This window comes from Pseudomonas urethralis (assembly GCF_021602465.1).
Lineage (GTDB): Bacteria > Pseudomonadota > Gammaproteobacteria > Pseudomonadales > Pseudomonadaceae > Aquipseudomonas > Aquipseudomonas vlassakiae.
Window position 1 is genome coordinate 494529 of sequence record NZ_BQIJ01000002.1, and the last position, 21497, is coordinate 516025.

Consider the following 21497-nt stretch of genomic DNA (forward strand, 5'->3'; position numbering starts at 1 on the left):
GTCGCTGGCAGGTTCGGAGAATCAGGCATGGATGCCGGAGGATCAGCCGTGTGCGGGGCAGGGCGAGGGCGAGCAGAATACGCAGCCTGAATCGTTTCACTTCCCTGTGAGGTCCCGCATGTACACCGCCGTCGGTTACGCCGCCCAAACCCCGACCAGCCCCTTGGCCCCCATGACCTTCGAGCGCCGCGCCCCGCGCCCGGACGACGTCGCCATCGAGATCCTCTACTGTGGCGTTTGCCATTCCGACATCCACCAGGCGCGCAACGAATGGGGCATCGCCGTGTACCCGCTGATGCCTGGCCACGAGATCATTGGCCGGGTCACCGCGGTGGGTGATCAGGTCACTTCGCACAAGGTCGGCGACCTGGTCGGCGTCGGTTGCATGGTCGACTCCTGCCGCCACTGCGAGGCCTGCGCCAAGGACCTGGAGCAATACTGCCTCGAAGGCCCGACCATGACCTACGCCACCCCGGACCGGGTCGACGGCAGCAACACCCTGGGCGGCTACTCCAGCAGCATCGTGGTCAGCGAGCACTTCGTGGTGCGCATCCCGGCCGGCATGGACCTGCCCAGCGCGGCGCCGATCCTCTGCGCAGGCATCACCACCTACTCGCCGCTCAAGCACCATGGCGTCGGTCCTGGCCACAAGATCGGCATCCTCGGCATGGGTGGCCTGGGCCATATGGGCATCAAGCTGGCCAAGGCCCTCGGCGCCGAAGTGACACTGTTCACCCGCTCCCAGGCCAAGGCCGAGGAGGCCCGCCGCCAAGGTGCCGACCATGTGATCGTGTCCACCGATGCCGAACAGATGCACGCGGCGGCGGGCCGTTTCGACTTCCTGCTCGACACCATTCCCGTGCAGCACGACCTCAATCCGTACCTGGAGACCCTGAAGTTCGATGGCGTGCACATCCTGGTCGGCCTGATCGAACCGATCGCCCCGGCCGTGCATGCCGCCAACCTTGTGATGAAGCGCAGGGTGCTGGCCGGTTCGCTGATTGGCGGTATCGCCGAAACCCAGGAAGTGCTGGATTTCTGTGCCGCCCACGACATTCGTTGCGATATCGAGATGCTCGACATTCGCAACATCAACCAGGCCTATGAGCGCATGATCGCCGGTGATGTGAAGTACCGCTTCGTCATCGACATGGCCACCCTGCAGGGCTGATGGTGGCCTGTGCCGGCCACCTGCGCCGGTACGGGCAGGGCCTTGCGCCTCGGCCGCCAGGGGGCTCCCCCGGCTGCCAAGGTTGTGAGGCCCCGGCGTGACGCGTACCATGCGGGCATTCCTTCCAATAACAAACCCGTGCCTCAGCGCGGCCGATACTTGGCCCCTGACGCGCGTCCTTTCGCCTTGCCTGCGGAGAACAGATTCCAGCCCATGAACGGACCCATCCCCACCAACCTGCCACCGACCGCGGGTGCTGGCAGCTGGCTGAGCGTGATTGCCCTGGCCCTGGCGGCCTTCATCTTCAATACCACCGAGTTCGTCCCGGTAGCGCTGCTCAGCGACATTGGCCGCAGCTTCGACATGACCACCGCGCAGGTCGGCCTGATGCTGACCATCTATGCCTGGGTGGTGGCACTGGCTTCGCTGCCGATGATGCTGCTTACCCGCAACATCGAGCGCCGGCGCCTGCTGCTGATGGTGTTCCTGGTATTCATCATCAGCCACCTGCTGTCGTGGTTGTCGCAGAGCTTTGCCATGCTGCTGGTCAGCCGCATCGGTATCGCCCTGGCCCACGCCGTGTTCTGGGCCATCACCGCCTCGCTGGCCGTGCGCGTGGCGCCGCCGGGCCAGCAGGCCAAGGCCCTGGGGTTGCTGGCGACAGGCACGACCCTGGCGATGGTGCTGGGCATCCCGTTGGGGCGCGTGGTGGGCGAGGCGCTGGGCTGGCGCATCACCTTCCTCAGCATTGCCGGCGTAGCGCTGGCGACCATGCTGTGCCTGATGAAGTCGCTGCCATTGCTGCCGAGCCAGAACTCCGGTTCGCTGCGCAGCCTGCCGATCCTGTTCAGGCGCCCGGCGCTGGTGATTACCTACCTGCTGGTGACGCTGGTGATCACCGCGCAGTTCACCGCCTATAGCTACATCGAGCCCTTTGCCTTGCATGTGGCGCAGATCGGTGGCGAGCGCACCACGCTGTTGCTGCTGTTGTTCGGTGGCGCTGGCGTGTTCGGTTCGCTGTTGTTCAGCCGCTACAGCGACCGTTACCCGCATGGCTTCCTGGTGGGTTCGATCGGGGTGCTGGCGGCTTGCCTGCTGTTGCTGCTGCCGCTGTCGGGCAACTTCTATGTGTTCGCGGCGTTGAGCATGTTCTGGGGCGTGGCGATTCTCAGCTTCAGCCTGGCGCTGCAATCCAAGACCCTGAAGCTGGCGTCCGATGCCACCGACGTGGCCATGGCGCTGTTCTCCGGCATCTACAACATCGGCATCGGTGGCGGAGCGTTGCTGGGCAGTATCGTCAGCAGCCAGATGGGCGTGGCCGACATCGGCATGGTTGGCGGCAGTGTGGCGGTGGTCGGGTTGCTGCTGGCGGTGGCCAGTACCCGGCGATTCCGTCAGGCCCTGAGCCACTGACAACCTGCTCCGGCCCCTTCGCGGGTAAACCCGCGAAGGGGCCAGCACAGGCAATACTCCATTCAGTCAAGCACCGCAGCCCAGGCGCAAACCAGCAGCAACCCCGCCAACCCGCGGTTGAACCACAGCAACCGCCCCGGGGCCTGCAACCAGCGCGCACTGCCCACCCCCAACACGGCCCACACCGCCATGCACGGCACGGCTATCAACAGAAACACCAGGGCCAATTGCCACACCGGCAGCGTCGGCGCCGCAAACACGCCAATCACGGCCACCGCCATCATCCACACCTTCGGGTTGATCACCTGCAACGATGCCGCGCTGACTGCGCCGAACGGCTTGCCGCCTGCCGTATCCAGCGGCTCGCCGGCACTGCGCAGCATGCGCCAGGCCAGCCAGCTCAACCACAGCACCCCGGCCCAGCTCATCGCCTGCTGGGCTGTTGGATGGCGCACCAGCGCCTCACCCAGCCCCAGGCCGACCAGCAACACGATTGTTGCCGCCGCACCGCAGGCCGCCAGGATCGGTGCCAGGCTTGCGCGCAGGCCTTGCCGGGCGCCGTGGGCGAGGATCAGCAGGTTGGTCGGCCCCGGGCTGATGCTCGAGACCAGCGCGAAAAGCATGAAAGGTAACAACGATTGCGACATGGGAACGGCTCCGAATGCTCAGGGCCCCATGGTCGCCCTTGACGGCTTGTCAGTCTGGAAGGTTTGAGCAGCGGCGTCGGTAGTCGGCCGGTGTCAGCCGATAGGCACGACGGAACCAGCGACCCAGGTGGCTCTGGTCGGCAAAGCCCAGGGCCATGGCCACCTCGGCAGGTGTCTGGCCGCGGGCAAGCAGGCGCCGGGCACGGGCCAGCCGCAGCTGGACCAGGTAGGCATGGGGCGCCAGGCCGAAAGCGGCCTTGAAGGCGCGGGTCAGGCGGAAACGGTCGACCCCACAGGCCTGGGCAACCTGCTCCAGGCCGATGTCCTGGTCGAAATGGGCATGCAGGAAGTCACGCGCCCGCTGTGCGGTCAGTGGCAAGCGCGGGTCGGGGTTGAGGCGCTTGCGCCAGTGCAGGTGGCTGGTCAGGGTGGCCAGCAGGGTGTCCATGGCCGTCTGGCGCACGATGCGCAACTCCTGGCCATGCACCGCCTGGAACGCCAGGGCGGTGGCGTGGGCCAGGCGCTCGTCGTGGCACAAGGTGTCGGCGAAACGCGGCAGGCTGTCGCCGGGGGCCTGTTCGAACAACGCCCGCAGCTCGGTGTCCAGCCAACTCGGTTCAAGGTACAGGGTCGAGTAGGTGAAACCTTCGGCAGTCGGGGCGTGGCCGTCGTGGAGGTCGCCGGGTTCGAGCAGGAAGACTTGGCCTGCAGTGCTCTGGTGGCGAACCCGACGGCAGTTGAACTGCTGCACACCCTGCTCGGTGAAGCCGACCAGAAAGCTGTCGTGCCAGTGCGGGTCGTAGGCATGGCCGACAAAATGCGCGCGGACCGACTCGATGCCGGTGTCGGCGTCCTGCTTGAGGTCGATCCAGTTGCTCATGGCGCTGCGCTGCTGACGGGGAGGGCAGTTCACCTTAGCGCAGGTGCGCCCGGCGGTTTAGAACAATTGTGCAGGCTGCAGTGCGGCAAAGCGCTCGCGCAGCCACAGGTGCAGTTGGGTCACCGCGGGCGACAATTGTTTACGGTGCGGGCACACCAGCGTCACGGGCGTGGCTTCGCCCTGGTGGTCTGGCAACAGGAGTTCCAGTTCGCCGGCGGCGATGTTGGCACTGACGTCCAGCCACGACTTGTAGACGATGCCTTCACCTTCCAGCGCCCAGCGCCGTACCACGTCGGCATCGTCGCTGACCAACGGCCCGCGCACCTGCACGGTGCGGTTGCCCAGCTGCCATTTGTCGTATACGCGGTTGTGCTGCAGGTACAGCAGGCAGTCATGTTGCTGCAGCTCCTCGGCTGTGCGGGGGCGGCCGTGGCGGGCCAGGTAGGCGGGGGAAGCCACCACCACGCGACGGTTCCAGGGCGCCAGCGGCAGGGCGATGTAGTTGGCGTCCTGGTTGAGGCCATAGCGGATGGCGATGTCCACCGGGTCACGGCTGAAATCGGCCATCTGGTCGGAAAGGAAGAAGCGCAGGCTCAACGCCGGGTGCTCGCGGCGAAACGCACTGAGCCAGGGCAGCAGCAGGTTGCGGCCGATGTCCGAAGGCGCGGACACCTGCAATACCCCGCGCAAGGTGCTGTGGCTGCCGTGCAGCTGTTCATGGCCCTGGCGCAGGGTGTCGAGCACGCGCTGGGCGGTGGGCAGGTAGAGTTCGCCCTCGGCGGTCAGCCGCAGGCTGCGGGTGGTGCGGGCGAACAGGCGCACGTCGAGGTCGCGCTCCAGGCGCTTGATCGCGGCAGCCACTTGCCCAGGCAGCAGGTCCGCCTCATGGGCGGCGGCGGTGAAGCTGCCCAGGGCGCTGCTGCGCACGAACAGTTCGAGGTCGGTGAAACGGAGCATTTTCACTCCAAAAGGGAAAGTGTTGCTGCATTCTGCCGCTTTTTCTGGTTTGCAGGAAAGATAAGATGCGCGACAAATCCTTTTTCATTAACTGGAGTTGCAGCATGGATACCGTCTCCCTGGCCAAGCGCCGTTACACCACCAAGGCCTACGATGCGGCTCGCAAGATTCCCCAGGCCACGGTCGATGCCTTGCTTGAACAGCTGCGTCACAGCCCGTCCTCGGTCAACTCGCAGCCTTGGCATTTCATCGTTGCCGACAGCGCCGAAGGCAAAGCCCGCCTGGCCAAGGCCACCGACGGCCGGTTTGCCTACAACTCGCCGAAGATTCTCGATGCTTCGCATGTGATCGTGTTCTGCACCCGCACCGACATGACCGAGGCGCACCTGAATGCCGTGCTTGAGCAGGAGCAGGCCGATGGCCGCTTCCGTGACGAACAGGCTCGGGCGGGGCAGAACCAGAGCCGTCGTGGCTATGTGGACCTGCACCGGTTCGATCAGAAAGACCTGCAGCACTGGATGGAGAAGCAGACCTATCTGGCTTTGGGCACCGCGCTGCTTGGTGCGGCGGCCCATGGCCTGGATGCCACGCCGATCGAAGGGTTCGACAGCAAGGTGCTGGATGCCGAGCTGGGGCTGCGAGAGCAGGGTTATAGCAGCGTGGTGATCTTGAGCCTCGGGTATCGCAGCGAAACCGACTTCAATGCCGGGTTGAACAAGTCGCGCCTGCCCGCCTCGACGGTGTTCACCTTCCTTTGAGGTGGGGCGTTGGGGCGTTCGCCGTGATCTCTGTAGCGCCTGCGAGATCGAGCGCCGCCCGCGCGGCACTCGATCTCGCAGGCGCTGAAAAACTTGAGGCATGCCCCAAGCCCTACCACAATGCCGCAGAAGCGGCCGTCAAAACCCGCCCGAACACCGCGATCGCCGTGTCCACCTCGGCTTCGCTGGTAAACCGCCCGATACTCACCCGCACACTCTGGCGTGCCCGCGTTTCATCCAGCCCCAGCGCCAACAGCACATGCGAAGCCGCGTTGCTTGCCGAGTTGCATGCCGAGGTGGTCGACAGCGCCAGCTCGCTGGCCAGGGCCATGCTGTTGAAGCCGTTGGCCTCGATGCACAGATTGAGGGTATGCGCAATCCGCTGCTGGGCGCAGCCATTGAGGCTCACTCCCGGCAAGGCCAGCAACCCTTCACGCAGGCGCCTGCCCAACTGCTCGATACGCTGGTGCTCATTGTCACCCGGCTCACCGGCCAGGGCGAAGGCACTGCCCATGCCGACAATCTGGTGCGTCGGCAAGGTACCCGAGCGCAGCCCCCGTTCATGGCCGCCACCATGGATCTGCGCACGCATCGACGCTCGGGCGCGTGGCCCGACATAGAGTGCGCCGATGCCTTTTGGCCCATACACCTTGTGCGCCGAGAACGACATCAGGTCCACCGCCATCGCCTGCAGGTCGATGGCCAGCTTGCCGACAGCCTGGGCCGCATCCACATGCAGCAGGGCGCCATGGGCGCGCACCCGTTCGCCAATGGCCGCAAAATCGGTGACGGTACCCAGTTCATTGTTCACGGCCATCAGCGACACCAGGCGGGTGTCGGCACGCAGGGCCGCCTGCACGGCGTAGGGCTGGATCAGGCCGTTGGCGTCCGGCGCCAGGCGCGTAACAGCCCAGCCCTGGCGTTCCAATTCCTTGACCGTATCCAGCACGGCCTTGTGTTCCAGCAGGCTGGTGATCAGATGGCCCGGCTGGGCCATGCCCTGGGCGATGCCCTTGAGCGCCAGGTTGTTGGACTCGGTGGCGCCTGATGTCCAGACGATGTCTTCGGCCCGGGCGCCGACCCTTTCGGCCACTTGCCGACGGGCCTGCTCGACCACTTCGCGTGCGGCCTGGCCGTAGACGTGGCCACTCGATGCAGGGTTGCCGAAGTTAACCTGGCGACCGAGGCAGGTGAGCATGGTTTCGATGACCCGGTCATCGACCGGAGTGGTGGCGGCGTAGTCGAAATAGAGCGGGGTGCTAGGCATGGTGCGGGTCCGTGCAGTGTTGCCGTGGTGTCGGCAATCGTTGCATCAAGCCTACCCGCTGGAGTGAAAATGAATTTGCCTTTCATGCCCAATCTGCCGCTATCCAGAGAATATTTTTCTCTATGCATAGATCATCGGGAAATCATTTTCGCCTGCGGGCCCATCGCGCCCGTACGGGCAGGAGCGCTTCAGGCAGGCTCCAGAGCACGCTCTTCTTCGGCCACCACGCGTTCGCACAATTCGATGATCTGCTCACGCATCCAGCGGTTGGCCGGGTCCTGGTCAGTACTTTCGTGCCAGTACAAGTGGGTCTCCAGCGGTGGTACCTCCACAGGCAGCGGCTGGAAACGCAGCTGGTGGCGGCGGGCAAAGCGCTCGGGCACGGTCATGACCATGTCGGTCTGCTGCAGCACCTGCGAAGCCATCAGGTAATGCTGCGAGCGCAGCGCGACCTTGCGTTGCACGCCCATCTTGCCCAGTGCCAGGTCGACGTAGCCCAGGCCGTTGCGGCGGCTGGAGATATGGATATGGGTCATGCCCAGGTAGTGGTCGAGCGTCAGCTTTGCATCGGCCAGCGGGTGGCCCTGGCGCAGCGCGCAGACATAACGGTCCTGCATCAGCTTGACGTGGCGCACCTGTGGGTCGGTGTTCAGCGGCGCGTCGACCGCGAAGTCCAGGCGACCGGCGGCCAGTTCCTTGGTGGTTTCGCGGCGTTTGCACAGGAAGCTTTCGATCAGCACCGCCGGGGCCAGGCGTCGCAGACGCTGGAACAGCGGCGGCAGGATCACGGCCTCGGTCAGGTCGGTCATGCTGATGCGGAACGTCTTGTTCGCCTGCTGCGGGTTGAAGATGCGGCTTTCCTGCACCGAGGTGCGCAGCAGCGCCAGGGCATTGCGCACCGGGCCGATGATGTTCTGCGCCATGGGCGTTGGCACCATGCCTTGGGCGGTACGCACGAACAGCGGATCGTTGAAGGTTTCACGCAGCCGTGACAGGGCATTGGACACCGCCGGCTGGGTGATGCCGACGATTTGCCCGGCACGGGTCAGGTTGGCTTCGGTGTAGATCGCGTCGAAGACGATGAACAGGTTGAGGTCGACCTTGCTGAGGTTCATGGCGCCGCCCTTTGTTGGAATTATGGGCTGATCATATATCGGTTATGAATGTTTATACACGCGGAAAATAGACTAGGTAGATCGAGGCCCGCTGCTCTAGGCTCTGCCCATGTCTTTCGAACCGTGAAGGTAACCCCGATGGATTTCGCCTATTCGCCCAAGGTCCAGGCACTGCGTGAGCGCGTCAGCGCCTTCATGGAGGCTTATGTCTATCCCGCCGAGCCGGTGTTCGAGCGCCAGGTCGCCGAGGGCGACCGCTGGCAACCCACCGCGATCATGGAAGAACTCAAGGCCAGGGCCCGGGCCGAGGGTTTGTGGAACCTGTTCCTGCCGGAGTCGGAATATGGCGCCGGGCTGAGCAACCTGGAGTACGCACCGCTGGCCGAGATCATGGGCCGTTCGCTGCTGGGCCCGGAACCGTTCAACTGCTCGGCACCCGACACCGGCAACATGGAGGTACTGGTGCGCTACGGCAGCGAGGCACAGAAGCGCCAGTGGCTGGAGCCGCTGTTGCGCGGCGAGATTCGCTCGGCATTCGCCATGACCGAACCGGACGTGGCGTCTTCGGACGCGACCAACATGGCCGCTACCGCAGTGCGTGAGGGCGACGAGTGGGTGATCAACGGTCGCAAGTGGTGGACCTCCGGGGCCTGCGACCCGCGCTGCAAGGTGATGATCTTCATGGGCTTGTCCAACCCTGATGGGCCGCGCCACCAGCAGCATTCGATGGTGCTGGTGCCGACCGATGCCCCGGGGGTGAAGATCGTCCGCCCGTTGCCGGTGTTCGGCTATGACGATGCACCGCATGGCCATGCCGAAGTGCTGTTCGAGAATGTGCGGGTGCCTTATGAAAACGTGGTCCTTGGCGAGGGGCGCGGTTTCGAGATCGCCCAGGGCCGCCTCGGCCCCGGCCGCATTCACCATTGCATGCGCTCGATCGGCATGGCCGAGCGCGCGCTGGAGCTGATGTGCAAGCGCGCGGTCGAGCGCACGGCCTTTGGCCGGCCGTTGGCGCGCCTGGGCGGCAACGTCGACAAGATCGCTGACTCGCGCATGGAGATCGACATGGCGCGGCTGCTGACGCTGAAGGCGGCGTACATGATGGACACCGTCGGCAACAAGGTCGCACGCAGCGAGATCGCGCAGATCAAGGTGGTGGCGCCTAACGTGGCGTTGAAGGTGATCGACCGGGCGATCCAGATGCATGGCGGGGCCGGAGTGAGTGGTGATTTCCCGCTGGCCTACATGTATGCCATGCAGCGGACGCTGCGCCTGGCTGACGGGCCGGATGAGGTACATCGGGCGGCGATTGGCAAGTACGAAATCGGCAAGTATGTGCCGGTGGAGATGCTGCGCGGCGGAAGGTGATGTAACCCTGTACCGGCCTCTTCGCGGCGTCGAACCGCCGTGAAAGGGCCGGTACAGGTAATCCTCGCACTTTCAACCGTGGCTCTCCTCCTGTTTGCTGGCCGCCTCAGGTTCGCTGGCGCTCGGGGCCTGGGCCTGCGCCCGCGTCTTGACCAACGAAACCACCACCCCACCCAGCAGCAACCCGAACGTCACCCCCAGCGACAGCAAGGCCGGCACCTTGCCGACCAGGCCGTGGTAGAAGATCTTGCAGCCAATGAAGATCAGCACCAGCGCCAGCGCATACTTGAGGTAGACGAACCGGTGCATCAGCGCCGACAGGGCGAAGTACAGCGAGCGCAAGCCGAGGATGGCGAAGATGTTCGAGGTGTAGACGATGAACGGGTCCTGGGTGATGGCGAAGATCGCCGGCACGCTGTCGACGGCAAATACCAGGTCGGCCAACTCGATCAGCACCAAGGCCAGGAACAGCGGCGTGGCGTAACGCAGGGCCTGGCTTTCGCCGGGCGGCGTCAGGCGCACGAAGAAGTGCGAACCATGAATCTGGTCGGTCACCCGCATGTGCCGCCGAACGAACCTCAGGATCGGATTGTTGGCCAGGTCCGGGTGGCTGTCCTCATTCGACAGGGCCATCTTCACCCCGGTGAACAGCAGGAAGGCGCCGAAGATGTAGAGCACCCAGGCAAAATTCTGCACCAGCGCCGCGCCCACGCCGATCATGATCGCCCGCAGCAACACCACCCCGAGAATGCCCCAGAACAGCACCCGGTGCTGGTAACGGCGGGGGATGGCGAAGAAGCCGAAGATCATCGCCATGACGAACACGTTGTCCATCGACAGCGACTGTTCGACCAGGAAACCGGTGTAGAACTCCAGCGCCGACTGCGCGCCCAGCTCATGCCAGACCCACAGCCCGAACAGCACACCGACGCTGAAATAGCCCGAATACAACAGCAGGCTCTCGCGCATTTCGATCTCGCGGTCCTGGCGGTGCAGCACGCCCAGGTCGAGCACCAGCAAAGCGATGACGATGGCCATGAACACCAGCCATAACCAGGTGCTGGTACCCAGAAACGGGGAGTTGAGGAATGTTTGCAGAGCTGTCATGAGCCCCTCCTTGAATGCCGACGTTGCCAGATGAAGATCGCAACAGTGATCCGACATCACGGCTCGGCAGCCGTCAGAGGGGCCCGGTATCACTTGGGTTTGAGCCTAGACCCGTTTCCCGGCGAAGCCGAATGGCGAGCTGTTACATTTCTTTGCCTGTCAGTAGACCCAGACTTCCACCCGCCGGTTACGCAAGCGGCCTTGCTCCATGTCGTTACCGGCGATCGGCAGCTCATCGCCCATGCCGGTCACCTCCAGCACCTCGACGCCACCCCGTGCCAGTTCGCGGCGTACCGCCTGGGCGCGCAGGCGTGACAGCAGGGCGGCACGGCCGGGCGTTTCCTTGGGGTCGCCGAACCCCACCAGCACCGCCTTGCTTTGCAGCTTGCCGGCCTGGCGCAGGTAGTCGGTGACCCGCTGCACATCGCGCAGGGCCTTGTTGTCGAGGCTGGCGCTGCCTTCCTGGAAGCGGAAGTTGACGCTCAAGCGCTGCGCTTGCTGGGCCAGGCTGCGGTAGCGCGGCGGCATGCCGGCCTGCACGGCTACCGGCTGGGCGATGACCTGCTGCGAGACGAAGCCCTGTTCGGCGACGATGGCCTGGCCGGCCGGGCTCTGGGCGAAATCTGCCAGCGCTCGGGCCTGGGGTTTGGCATTGGCTGGCAAGTAAAAGAACAGGCGGCGCGACAACGGGTAGTCTTCACTGGCCACCAGCTGGCGCTCGGGCAACATGGCTGGGGCATCGCCCTCGGCCACCGCCAGTACCTTGGCCCCGTGCACGGCTGCCAGGCTGCTGAAGCCGATGGCCTGGCGGTCAGCACCGACCCGCTCGGCCAGTGCTTCGCTGGACTCGAACCGCTGCGCCTGGTGACCCAGTTCGCTCTGGTGCGGCTCCAGGACCAGCGCCTTGAAGGTCTCAAAGGTCCCGGAGCGATCATCCCGCGCATACAGGTGGATGGCGCCGCCGGCCACGCCCAGTTGCTCCCAGCGCTGGATCTTGCCGGAGAAGATCTGCGCCAGTTGCTGGGTGGTCAGCTGCGGCAGCGGGTTGTCGGGGTGGACGATGACGGCCACGCCATCCAGGCCGATGACCTGCTCGGCGCTGGCCGAGCGCAGATCGCCCAGGGCCTTGAGTTGGCGCACTTCGGCGTCGCTGATGGGGCGCGAGGCCGCGGCCAGGTCGGCATTGCCCTGGCCCAATGCGGCAAAGCCGGTGCTGGAGCCATGTGCAGCAATGTCGATACGCAGCGCCTGGCCCTGGGCATCGCGTGCGGTGATCACGGTCTCGTTCGGCACCGCGCCCGGCGACTGCTGTATCTGCGTCGCCTGTTGCGCCCACAGTTGCCCCTGTACCAGCGCAGGCAACAGTGCCGCGCCAATGGTATTGGAACCTTGCACACGCAGATGGCCCGCTTCGGCCAGGGCCGTCAGCGGGAGCAGGGGAAGCAGCAGGAGCAGCAGGCGGAGCATGCCGGGCGACCTTGTGGCATAGCGTTGCCCGGCAGATTACGACAGAGGCGTGACCAAAATGTGACGGTCAGGCCGCCAGCCCGATCAATGCGCCCCGGCCGACTTGCTCAGGTCGCTCTCGGCCCACTCGGTATAGATACAGGCATCCGCCACCGCCCAGCGCACGTTTACCGTGTCGCCCGGCTGCATCGGCATCCCGGCGGCAGACAGTGCCTTCACCGTCAGTTCGGTGCCGCCCGCGGTCAGCACATGGCAGGTCTGGCTCTCACCCAGGAACAGCACCTCACCGACCTTGGCACTGACCTCGTTCCAGCCCGCAGGCAGTGGCTCGCGGGCGGCCTGCTCGGCGGTCAGGGCCAAGGCCTTCTCCGGCCGCACCATGATCAATGCATCCTGCTGCGCGCTGAGGCCCGGGGTCAGGCGGATCGCCACCGGCTGGCCTTCGAAACTGCCCGCACCGTTGCTGCTGGCCTTGATGCGCAGGAAGTTGGAATTGCCCAGGAACGAGGCGACAAAGGCATTCGGCGGGTTCTGATAAAGGTCATAACCGGTACCCAGGCCGACGATCTTGCCATGGCTGAAGATGGCGATGCGCTGGGACAGGCGCATCGCCTCTTCCTGGTCATGGGTCACGTAGACGATGGTGATGCCCAGCCGGCGATGCAGCTGGCGCAGTTCGTCCTGCAGGTCTTCACGCAGCTTCTTGTCCAGCGCACCGAGCGGTTCGTCCATCAGCAGGATGCGTGGCTCGTACACCAGCGCCCGGGCAATCGCCACGCGCTGCTGTTGGCCACCGGACATCTGCGACGGCTTGCGATGGGCGAACTGCTCCAGCTGCACCAGCTTGAGCATGGCGTCGACACGCTTGCTGGTCTCGCTGGCGCCGAGCTTGCGGATGGCCAGCGGGAAGCCGATGTTGTCGCGCACGTTCAGGTGCGGGAACAGCGAGTAGCGCTGGAACACCATGCCGATGTCGCGCTTGTGCGGCGGCACATTGACCAGCGACTGGCCATCGACCAGGATTTCGCCGCTGCTCGGCGTTTCGAAGCCGGCCAGCATCGACAGCGTGGTGGACTTGCCGGAGCCACTGGAGCCGAGGAAGGTCAGGAACTCGCCGTCCTGGATCTCCAGGTCGAGGTTGTCCACGGCGGTGAAGTCGCCGTAGTGCTTGTTCAGGCCTCGCAGGCTGACCAGGGTCTTGCCGTGGGCGTTGTCTTTGATGACTGCACTCATTGTTGTTTTCTCCGCACGCTCAGGCGTTGACTTCGGTGCGCCGGCGCAAGGCGGCGGCAATGAACATGACAAGCAGCGACAGGCCGATCAGCAGGGTCGAGGCCACGGCGATCACCGGGCTCAGGTCCTGGCGCAGGGTGGTCCACATCTTCACCGGCAGGGTCTGCAGGTCGGGGCTGGCCATCATCACGCTCAGCACCACCTCGTCCCACGACACCAGGAAGGCGAACAGGCCACCGGCGATCATGCCCGGGCGAATCGCCGGGAAGGTCACCTTGAAGATCGCCTGCAGGCGCGAGGCGCCGCAGATCACGGCGGCATCCTCGATCGACTGGTCGAACAGCTTCAGCGAGTTGATGATCGAAATGATGGTGAAGGGCAGGGCGACGATCACATGGCTGACCACGAAGGCGAACAGCGTGCCGGTGTAGCCGAGCTTGAGGAACAGTGCGTACACCGCCACGGCGATGATCACCAGCGGCACGATCATCGGCATGGTGAACAGCCCGTAGAGCATTTCACGGCCCGGGAAGCGGCCACGCACCAGGGCGAAGGCGGTGGGGAGGCCCAGCAACACCGCGGCGATGGTGGTCAGCACGGCGACCTTGAGGCTGGCCAGGGCGGCGTCCATCCACTCCGGGTTGGAGAAGAACTGGCCGTACCACTTGAACGTCCAGCCCGGTGGCGGGAACACCAGCCACTGGGACGAGCCGAACGACAGCAACACGATGAACACCACCGGCAGCAGCAGGAAGGCCGCGATGACCCCGGTGGTCAGGTACAGGCCCGTACGCAGCGGGCGGCCCATGGCATTGGGAGACAGGAGCATGGCGGTTTACCTCGCGTTGCCAACCGGGGACTCCGGCTGCAGCTTCAGGTACAGGTAGAAGAGCACCAGGGTGATCACCACCAGCAATGCGGCGGCGGCGCTGGCCAGGCCCCAGTTGAGGAACGACTGCACCTGCTGGATGATGAACTCCGGCAGCATCATGTTCTGCGCGCCACCGAGCAGGGCTGGGGTGACGTAGTAACCGAGCGACATCACGAACACCATCAACGCCCCGGAGAACAACCCCGAGCGGCACAGCGGCAGGAACACCTTCCAGAAGTTGGTCCAGGGGCTTGCGCCGCAGATCGAGCCTGCCTGCAGCACCATCGGGTCGATGGCGTGCATGGTCGCCTGCAGCGGCAGCACGATGAACGGGATCATGATGTAACTCATGCCGATCACCACGCCCGTGAGGTTGTGCACCATCTCCAGCGGGGTATCGATGATGCCCATGGCCATCAACGCCTTGTTGATCACCCCCGAGCTCTGCAGCAGCACCAGCCACGAGTAGGTGCGTGCCAGCAGGCTGGTCCACATCGACAGCAGCACGATGTTCAGCAGCCAGCGGCCCCAGCCCTTGGGCACCAGGGTGATCGCCCAGGCCAGCGGGAAGCCCAGCAGCACGCTGATCAGGGTGACCACGCCGGCCACCGAGAACGTGTTGAACAGCACCCGTGCATAGGCCGAGTTGGCGAACAGCTGCTCGTAGTTGCCCAGCCCCGGCGTTGGCTCCAGCACCCCGCGCAGCAACAGGCCGACCAGCGGGGCGAAGAAGAACAGGCCAAGGAACAGCAAGGCTGGCAGCAGGTTGCGGCTGCCTTTCCAGCGCTGGCCCAGGCTCACGCGGCGAGGCGTCGTTCCCGGGGCACCGGTGCCCGTGGGGGCACCGTGGGCGTCATGCAGGGCGTTGATGGCGACTTTCATTTGACCAACCACTCATTCCAGCGGGCAGCGATGGCCTGGCCGTTTTTCGCCCAGTAGGCGAAGTCCAGGGTGACCTGGTCCTGGGCATAGGCGGTGGGCAGGTTAGGCGCGAGGTCTTTGTCGAGCTGGGCCACGCTGTCGACGTTCACCGGCGCGTAGGCGGTCTTGTTGGCGAACGCAGCCTGGCCTTCGGCGCTGCTGGCATTGGCCAGGAACTTCATCGCCGCCTCCTTGTTCTTCGAGCCTTTCGGGATGACCAGGAAGTCGGCCATGACCAGGTTCTGCTTCCAGCTCACGCCCACCGGCGCACCGTCCTGCTGCAGGGCATAGACGCGGCCGTTCCAGAACTGGCCAAGCGATGCTTCACCGGAAGCCAGCAACTGTTGCGACTGGGCACCACCGCCCCACCAGACGATGTCCTTCTTGATGGTGTCGAGCTTCTTGAAGGCGCGGTCCAGGTCCAGCGGGTAGAGGTCCTTGGGTGCTACGCCGTCGGCCAGCAGGGCCAGCTCCAGTACGCCGGGGCTCGGCCATTTGTACAGTGCGCGTTTGCCTGGGTAGGTCTTGGTGTCGAACAGCGCGGTCCAGTCGACCGGCTTGTTGGCACCGAGCTTGCCTTCGTTGTAGCCGAGCACGAAGGAGAAGAAGAACGAGCCGACGCCATGGTCGGACACGAAGCGCGGGTCGATCTTGTCGCGTTTGATCTGATTGAAATCGAGCGGTTCGAGCAGGCCTTCGCTGGCGGCCCGCAGGGCGAAGTCGGCTTCGACATCGACCACGTCCCATTGCACGTTGCCGCTTTCGACCATGGCCTTGAGCTTGCCGTAGTCGGTCGGGCCGTCCTGGACGACTTTGATGTCGGTGCTTTTGCTGAAGGGGATGGCCCATGCTTCTTTCTGGGCGTCCTGGGTGGTACCGCCCCAACTGACGAAGTTCAGGCTGTCAGCGGCCTGGGCGGCCTGACATGCCAGGGTCAGCAGGCTGGCGGACAGCACTGCGGTTACACGTTTGCTCAACAGCATGGTTACGCCCTCGTTGCTTTTGTTATTCGAGGCGGGCTTCTGGTGCGCCCGCCAACAGTATTCGGGGAGCAGCTAAAACAAAGTGTCTTGTGGCCGTTTGTGATTGTAGGTGCCGGCCTGCAGATTTAAGGTCTACGGGATATCATATTATGGTATTCCAAACTTTTGGCAAGAGGTATGAGGCGACCGGCCATCACTCCGTCCTTTGCAAGCAGCGCTGGGCCTGTGGGAGCAGGTTCACTCGCGAATGCCTCAGTTGCTTCAGCATCGCATTCGCGGGTAAACCCGCTCCAACAGGGCCCTGCCAGATCACTTGTTCAAGTGTTTCAGCCCAGCAGCCCAGGCTCGAACGGAATGCTCTGCACCACTTCCAGCTCATACCCGGCCAACCCGGCATATTTCAGCGGCGGGCCGAGGTGGCGCAGCTTGCCCACGCCCAGGTCCTGCAGAATCTGCGCCCCCGTACCGACTTCCGAGTACACCTTGGAGTGCCCCCGCTGATACGGCCGCACCGGCTGAGTGAGCTGCGGCACCCGTTCGAGCAAGGCCTGAGAGGATTCGTGGTTGGCGAGGATCACCACCACGCCGGCGCCTTCCTCGGCGACCTTCTGCAAGGCCGCCCATAGGGTCCAGTTGGCGGGGCCGGCGTACTCGGCGCCGACCAGGTCGCGCAGCGGGTCGATCACGTGCACCCGGACTAGGGTCGGTTGCTCACGGCGGATATCGCCCATGACCATGGCCATGTGCACGCCGCCTTCGATGCGGTCTTCGTAGGTCACCAGGCGGAACGTGCCGTGCACGGTCGGCAGTTCGCGTTCGCCGATGCGTTTGATGGTCTGTTCGGTGCTCAGGCGGTAGTGGATCAGGTCGGCAATGGTGCCGATCTTGATGCCGTGCTGCGCGGCGAACACTTCCAGGTCCGGGCGGCGGGCCATGGTGCCGTCATCGTTGAGCACCTCGACGATCACCGAGGCCGGGGAGAAACCGGCCAGGCGGGCCAGGTCGCAACCGGCTTCGGTGTGCCCGGCACGGGTCAGCACGCCGCCTTCGCGGGCGCGCAGAGGGAAGATGTGGCCTGGCTGCACCAGGTCTTCGGGGCGGGCATCGGGTGCCATGGCAGCGGCCACGGTGCGCGCCCGGTCGGCGGCGGAAATGCCGGTGGTGACGCCGGTGGCGGCTTCGATCGACACGGTGAAGGCAGTGCTGAACACGCTGCCATTGGCCGGTACCATCTGCTCCAGGCCCAGGCGCTGGCAGTGATCGTCGGTCAAGGTCAGGCAGATCAGGCCACGCGCCTGGCGGGCCATGAAGTTGATGGCCTGGGCGTCACAGCGCTCGGCGGCGATCAACAGGTCGCCTTCGTTTTCCCGGTCCTCGTCGTCCACCAGCAGGACCATCTTGCCTTGCCGGTAATCTTCGAGAAGTTCCTCGATGGTGTTGAAAGCCATGTTGCACGCTCACTGGGATGGGGTGATTTTATGGTATACCATCATACACACATATCGTGACTACAGGAGCACCCGCGAATGAAGGCCTATTGGATCGCCCACGTCGACGTCACCGACCCCGAGCAGTATCAGCAATACACCCAGCGCGCGCCCGCAGCCTTCAAGGCATACGGCGGCCGCTTCCTGGCCCGTGGCGGGCGCAGCGAGGCGATGGAGGGGCGGCCCACTCCTCAGCGTAGCGTGGTGATCGAGTTCGATTCGTACGAGCAGGCGCTGGCGTGCTACCGGTCGGCGCTATACCAGGAGGCGTGCAGCCATCGCCAGGGTGTGGCGAAGGCTGAGGTGATCATTGTCGAAGGGTTCGAGCCTTGAGGAGTTGCTGATGGCCTCTTCGCGGGTGAACCCGCGAAGAGGCCGGACCTGCTTTAAGGCAAGCCAGGCAATTCATGCGGCCGCAGGTCGAACACCAGTACCTCGGCATCCACCCCATTACCCAGTTCCAGCAGCTGTTCCTGGCGCACCCGCACGCCGTCCCCTTCATTGAGCACCTGGCCATTGAGCTCGATGCTGCCGCGAGCCACATGCACATAAGCATGGCGGTTCTCCGGCAAGCTCAGCGTCGCGCGTTCTGCGCCATCGAAGAGCCCGGCATACACCCGCGCGTTCTGCCGCACCTGCAGCGACCCCTCGGCACCATCCGGCGAGATGATCAGGCGCAACTTGCCGCGTTTCTCCTCGGCACCGAAGTGCTGTTGCTGATAGCGCGGCGTCGCCCCTTTCACATTGGGCACGATCCAGATCTGCAGGAAGTGCACCGGCTGCGCCTGGCTGTGGTTGAACTCGCTGTGCGCCACACCATGACCGGCGCTCATCAGCTGCACATCACCCGGGCGGATCACCGAGCCGGTGCCCAAAGTGTCCTTGTGCTCCAGCGCACCTTCGAGCACGTAGGAGAAGATTTCCATGTCACGGTGCGGGTGCTCGCCAAAGCCCTTGCCCGGTATGACACGGTCGTCGTTGATCACCAGCAGGTCAGAGAAACCTTGCTCTTCGGGGTTGCGGTAATGGCCGAAGGAGAAGGTGTGGAAGGATTTCAGCCAGCCATGGAAGGCCAGGCCGCGGTCTTCTGCGTTACGGACGGTAAGCATGACGAATCTCCAGTAAGGGCAGGGCACGCGAGCCCTGCCACAGGGTTGGCTGGCGTTACTGCAAATGCACGTTCAGTTCGTTTGCGGCCTGACGCATCGCGGCCTTCACCGCCGGCACCTGGCTCAACGGGTTGAGCAGCCCATAGTCATGGATCATCCCGTTGTAGCGCACCGAGGTCACCGTCACGCCTGCCGCATTCAGCTTGCGTGCATACGCCTCGCCCTCATCGCGCAGCACATCGAACTCGGCCGTCTGCACCAGCGCTGGCGGCAGGCCCTTGAGTTGCTCGCTGCTGGCGCGCAGCGGTGAGGCGTAGATCTCTGCCCGTGCCTTGGCATCGGTGGTGTAGTTGTCCCAGAACCACTTCATCATCCCGGTGGTGAGGAAGTGCCCTTCGGCAAACTGCTGGTACGAAGCAGTCTCGAAGCTGGCATCGGTCACCGGCCACAGCAGCAGCTGGAAGCGCAGGGCCGGGGTGCCGGCCTGCTTGGCCTTGAGGGCGACCACCGCGGCCATGTTGCCGCCGACGCTGTTGCCGGCCACGGCCAGGCGTTTGCCGTCGACACCGATTTCCTGGCCGTGTTCAGCCACCCACCGGGTCGCGGCGTAGGCCTGGTTGATCGCCGTCGGGTAGTGCGATTCTGGCGATGGGGTGTAGTCCACATAGACGGCCACTGCGCCGGAACCCACCACCAGGTCGCGGATCAGCCGCTGGTGGGTCGGGAAGTCGCCGAGCACCCAGCCGCCGCCGTGGAAGAACATGAACACCGGCAGCTCACCTTTGACATTGGCCGGGCGCACCACCTGCAGCTTGATCGACTGGCCGTTGGCCTGGATGGTGCGTTCCTTGACCTCGATACCGGACAGGTCGACCTTCACCGACGCCTGGGCTCCGGTCAGCATGGCGCGGGCGTCTTTTGGGCTGAGCTGTTCGAGCGGCTTGCCGCCGCCTTGCTCCAGCGCTTCGAGGAAGGCCTGGGTGTGCTGCTCGACGCCTGGGCTGCCTGCAGCGAAAGCGCTGGACACGGACAGGGCGAGGAGGGAGGCGGTGAGGGTTTTGTGGACAATGTTCATGAGCGAATCCTTTTCTGTTCAAGTGTTGGAAGTGGGCGTCTTGCCTGGCCTTCAGGGCCATCGCTGCGACCTGTGTGTAGATTAAGCAGGTGCATTGGCGGGAAAAAGCCGCTATAAAGCGTTTGACTGTCACCAAGAGCGAGACAATGAACCCCTACGAAGACATGCGCATCTTTGCCCAGGTCATGGAGGCCGGCAGTTTCACCGCCGCTGCCGACCGCCTGGGCATGTCCAAGCAATCGGTCAGCCGCCGCCTGATGCAGCTCGAAGAGCGCCTCGGCGTGCGCTTGTTGAACCGCTCCACCCGCCGCCTGGACGCTACGCCGCTGGGCCAGCACTACTACCAGTCGGCACTGCGCCTGCTGGGCGAGGTGCAGCAGGTGGAACACGACATCAGCGGCCAGGCCCAGGCCCTGCGCGGCACGTTGCGCCTGAGTGCGCCGCTGTCGTTCGCCATGGCCCACCTGGGCTGCCTGCTGACCGAGTTTCTGCAGTTGCACCCGCAGGTGGATGTGGAGGTGGACCTCAGTGATCGCGCGGTGGACCTGATCGGCGAGGGTTATGACCTGGCGCTGCGTATCGGCGCGCTGGAGGACTCCAGCCTGATTGCCCGGCGTATTGCCGATGTCGAACGGGTGTATTGCGCGAGCCCGGCCTACCTCGACGCACGGGGTGTGCCGACCAGGCCTGAGCAGCTGGCCGCGCATGACTGCCTGCCCTATGGCCATTCACGTCAGGTGCAATGGCAGTTCCGCCAGGGTGGCAAGGCCCAGGCGATCCAGGTCACCGGGCGAATGCGGGCGAACAACGGCGAGTTGCTGCGGGAAGCGGCGGTTGCCGGGATGGGGGTGACCTACCTGCCGACCTTCATTGTCGGGCAGGCGCTGGCGGACGGGCGGCTGGTGACGGTGCTGGATGAATGGGTACCGCCGGCGTTGCAGTTGTCGGCAGTGTATCCCCAGCACCGGCAGGTAGCGCGACCGGTGCAGGGGTTTGTGAGCTTCCTGCGCGAGCGGTTGACTCAACTCTGAACCGCGCTGGCTTCTTCGCGGGTAAACCCGCTCCCACAGGTCAACGCATCAGCTGATCCACTCCGATCCACCCGCCATGGAACTCATCCATGGCATCCAGCACTGCCTCCTGGAAGTACGCCAGCGATGCCCGATCGAACAGCAGTTGCAAGGCCGGCAACCCATCACTGCCGACATTCACCACGATCACATTGATCCGCGCCGCCGATGTCTGCGCCACGGCACCGACCGGAAACGCCTGCAACCGCAAATCGACCCCGCACAACTTGGCCATCACCGCACTGCAATACTCCCCCGACAACTGCAGCCAGGCATGGCTGTCCTGACGCGGCAGCAGGTAGTTGCGCCGGGCATCCTGTACCCAGCGCTGTTCTTCGCTGGCAACCCGTGCGCCCTGGTCGGCCAGGCTGCCCAGTAGCAGGTACTCACTGGCCGACAGGCGCGCCACCCAGCCGCCGTCATTTTGGCGCAAGGCCTGGTTGGGCAGCGAGGGTAGCTGGTAGCCACGCGCTTGCAGGTAGTCAGCTGCGTCACCCCCGCGAAACCCGACCCGCGCCAGTCCGGTAAGGTCGGTCAACGCACAGGCGTGCAGAAGGCTGCGTGGGAGGTAGGCTTCGGCTTTCAGGCTGGTCATGGT

21 protein-coding genes are annotated in these 21497 nt (G+C 64.7%); 6 read left to right on the plus strand and 15 right to left on the minus strand.

The genetic code is table 11. The features are described from left to right. The first annotated feature begins 118 nt into the window (after nt 1–118). Nucleotides 119–1171 carry a vanillin reductase gene (gene calA / locus L6D64_RS05120; RefSeq protein WP_176508942.1) on the plus strand — a complete coding sequence of 351 codons (1053 nt, stop codon included), beginning with the start codon at nt 119–121 and terminating at the stop codon, nt 1169–1171. A 213-nt stretch (nt 1172–1384) separates the two neighbouring features. Beyond that, complete coding sequence (locus L6D64_RS05125) at nt 1385–2584, plus strand: sugar transporter (RefSeq protein ID WP_176508941.1); 1200 nt, start codon at nt 1385–1387, stop codon at nt 2582–2584. A gap of 62 nt (nt 2585–2646) precedes the next feature. Here L6D64_RS05125 and L6D64_RS05130 read toward each other — a convergent pair whose 3' ends face one another. The 3 genes from L6D64_RS05130 to L6D64_RS05140 are packed head-to-tail and all read right to left on the minus strand — an operon-like array spanning nt 2647 to nt 5068. Further along, nucleotides 2647–3231: a LysE family translocator gene (locus L6D64_RS05130; protein ID WP_176508940.1), complete on the minus strand. Its 585-nt coding sequence runs from the start codon at nt 3229–3231 to the stop codon at nt 2647–2649. 49 nt (nt 3232–3280) lie between these two features. Then, nucleotides 3281–4111, minus strand: a complete 831-nt coding sequence (locus tag L6D64_RS05135) for an AraC family transcriptional regulator (RefSeq protein WP_176508939.1) — start codon at nt 4109–4111, stop codon at nt 3281–3283. Between the two features lie 57 nt (nt 4112–4168). Next, nucleotides 4169–5068 carry a LysR family transcriptional regulator gene (locus L6D64_RS05140; protein ID WP_176508938.1) on the minus strand — a complete coding sequence of 300 codons (900 nt, stop codon included), beginning with the start codon at nt 5066–5068 and terminating at the stop codon, nt 4169–4171. Between the two features lie 104 nt (nt 5069–5172). On the opposite strand from L6D64_RS05140, the gene nfsB reads away from it, so the two are divergent. Then, nucleotides 5173–5826: an oxygen-insensitive NAD(P)H nitroreductase gene (nfsB, locus tag L6D64_RS05145; protein WP_176508937.1), complete on the plus strand. Its 654-nt coding sequence runs from the start codon at nt 5173–5175 to the stop codon at nt 5824–5826. Between the two features lie 112 nt (nt 5827–5938). Here the strand turns inward: nfsB and L6D64_RS05150 are convergent, their stop codons facing one another. After that, entirely contained in the window at nt 5939–7093 is a 1155-nt protein-coding gene (locus tag L6D64_RS05150) for a cysteine desulfurase family protein (RefSeq protein ID WP_176508936.1), read from the minus strand. Nucleotides 7094–7281: 188 nt separating this feature from the next. Next, on the minus strand, nt 7282–8208 hold the full coding sequence (locus tag L6D64_RS05155) for a LysR family transcriptional regulator (protein WP_176508935.1): 927 nt from the start codon (nt 8206–8208) through the stop codon (nt 7282–7284). Nucleotides 8209–8346: 138 nt separating this feature from the next. On the opposite strand from L6D64_RS05155, the gene L6D64_RS05160 reads away from it, so the two are divergent. Further along, nucleotides 8347–9576 carry an acyl-CoA dehydrogenase gene (locus tag L6D64_RS05160; protein WP_176508934.1) on the plus strand — a complete coding sequence of 410 codons (1230 nt, stop codon included), beginning with the start codon at nt 8347–8349 and terminating at the stop codon, nt 9574–9576. 72 nt (nt 9577–9648) lie between these two features. Here L6D64_RS05160 and L6D64_RS05165 read toward each other — a convergent pair whose 3' ends face one another. From L6D64_RS05165 to ribBA, 7 genes are all read right to left on the minus strand, one after another. Next, a complete protein-coding gene (locus L6D64_RS05165) occupies nt 9649–10683 on the minus strand; it encodes a TerC family protein (protein ID WP_176508933.1) in 1035 nt (344 codons plus the stop codon). Between the two features lie 159 nt (nt 10684–10842). Beyond that, nucleotides 10843–12150 (minus strand): substrate-binding domain-containing protein, encoded by a 1308-nt coding sequence (locus L6D64_RS05170; protein WP_176508932.1) that lies wholly within the window; start codon nt 12148–12150, stop codon nt 10843–10845. A gap of 84 nt (nt 12151–12234) precedes the next feature. Beyond that, complete coding sequence (locus L6D64_RS05175; protein ID WP_176508931.1) at nt 12235–13383, minus strand: ABC transporter ATP-binding protein; 1149 nt, start codon at nt 13381–13383, stop codon at nt 12235–12237. 19 nt (nt 13384–13402) lie between these two features. Beyond that, on the minus strand, nt 13403–14212 hold the full coding sequence (locus tag L6D64_RS05180) for an ABC transporter permease (RefSeq protein WP_027919924.1): 810 nt from the start codon (nt 14210–14212) through the stop codon (nt 13403–13405). A 6-nt stretch (nt 14213–14218) separates the two neighbouring features. Beyond that, the gene (locus L6D64_RS05185) at nt 14219–15136 is read right to left on the minus strand and encodes an ABC transporter permease (RefSeq protein WP_176508930.1); all 918 of its coding nucleotides are present in this window, start codon (nt 15134–15136) and stop codon (nt 14219–14221) included. Further along, nucleotides 15133–16158, minus strand: a complete 1026-nt coding sequence (locus L6D64_RS05190; protein WP_176508929.1) for a polyamine ABC transporter substrate-binding protein — start codon at nt 16156–16158, stop codon at nt 15133–15135. Before L6D64_RS05190 ends, L6D64_RS05185 begins: the two co-directional genes overlap by 4 nt. A gap of 326 nt (nt 16159–16484) precedes the next feature. Then, complete coding sequence (gene ribBA, locus L6D64_RS05195; RefSeq protein ID WP_176508928.1) at nt 16485–17606, minus strand: bifunctional 3,4-dihydroxy-2-butanone-4-phosphate synthase/GTP cyclohydrolase II; 1122 nt, start codon at nt 17604–17606, stop codon at nt 16485–16487. A 78-nt stretch (nt 17607–17684) separates the two neighbouring features. On the opposite strand from ribBA, the gene L6D64_RS05200 reads away from it, so the two are divergent. After that, nucleotides 17685–17978 (plus strand): DUF1330 domain-containing protein, encoded by a 294-nt coding sequence (locus L6D64_RS05200; RefSeq protein ID WP_176508927.1) that lies wholly within the window; start codon nt 17685–17687, stop codon nt 17976–17978. Between the two features lie 53 nt (nt 17979–18031). On the opposite strand, the gene L6D64_RS05205 is transcribed toward L6D64_RS05200, so the two are convergent. Together L6D64_RS05205 and L6D64_RS05210 are read right to left on the minus strand one after the other, a co-directional pair. Continuing rightward, nucleotides 18032–18754: a pirin family protein gene (locus L6D64_RS05205; RefSeq protein WP_176508926.1), complete on the minus strand. Its 723-nt coding sequence runs from the start codon at nt 18752–18754 to the stop codon at nt 18032–18034. 55 nt (nt 18755–18809) lie between these two features. After that, on the minus strand, nt 18810–19829 hold the full coding sequence (locus L6D64_RS05210) for an alpha/beta hydrolase (RefSeq protein WP_176508925.1): 1020 nt from the start codon (nt 19827–19829) through the stop codon (nt 18810–18812). Between the two features lie 146 nt (nt 19830–19975). Between L6D64_RS05210 and L6D64_RS05215 the strand changes: the two genes are divergently transcribed. Further along, nucleotides 19976–20860 carry a LysR family transcriptional regulator gene (locus L6D64_RS05215; RefSeq protein ID WP_176508924.1) on the plus strand — a complete coding sequence of 295 codons (885 nt, stop codon included), beginning with the start codon at nt 19976–19978 and terminating at the stop codon, nt 20858–20860. 40 nt (nt 20861–20900) lie between these two features. Here L6D64_RS05215 and L6D64_RS05220 read toward each other — a convergent pair whose 3' ends face one another. Further along, nucleotides 20901–21494: an aminomethyltransferase family protein gene (locus tag L6D64_RS05220; protein ID WP_176508923.1), complete on the minus strand. Its 594-nt coding sequence runs from the start codon at nt 21492–21494 to the stop codon at nt 20901–20903. Nucleotides 21495–21497 lie beyond the last annotated feature (3 nt).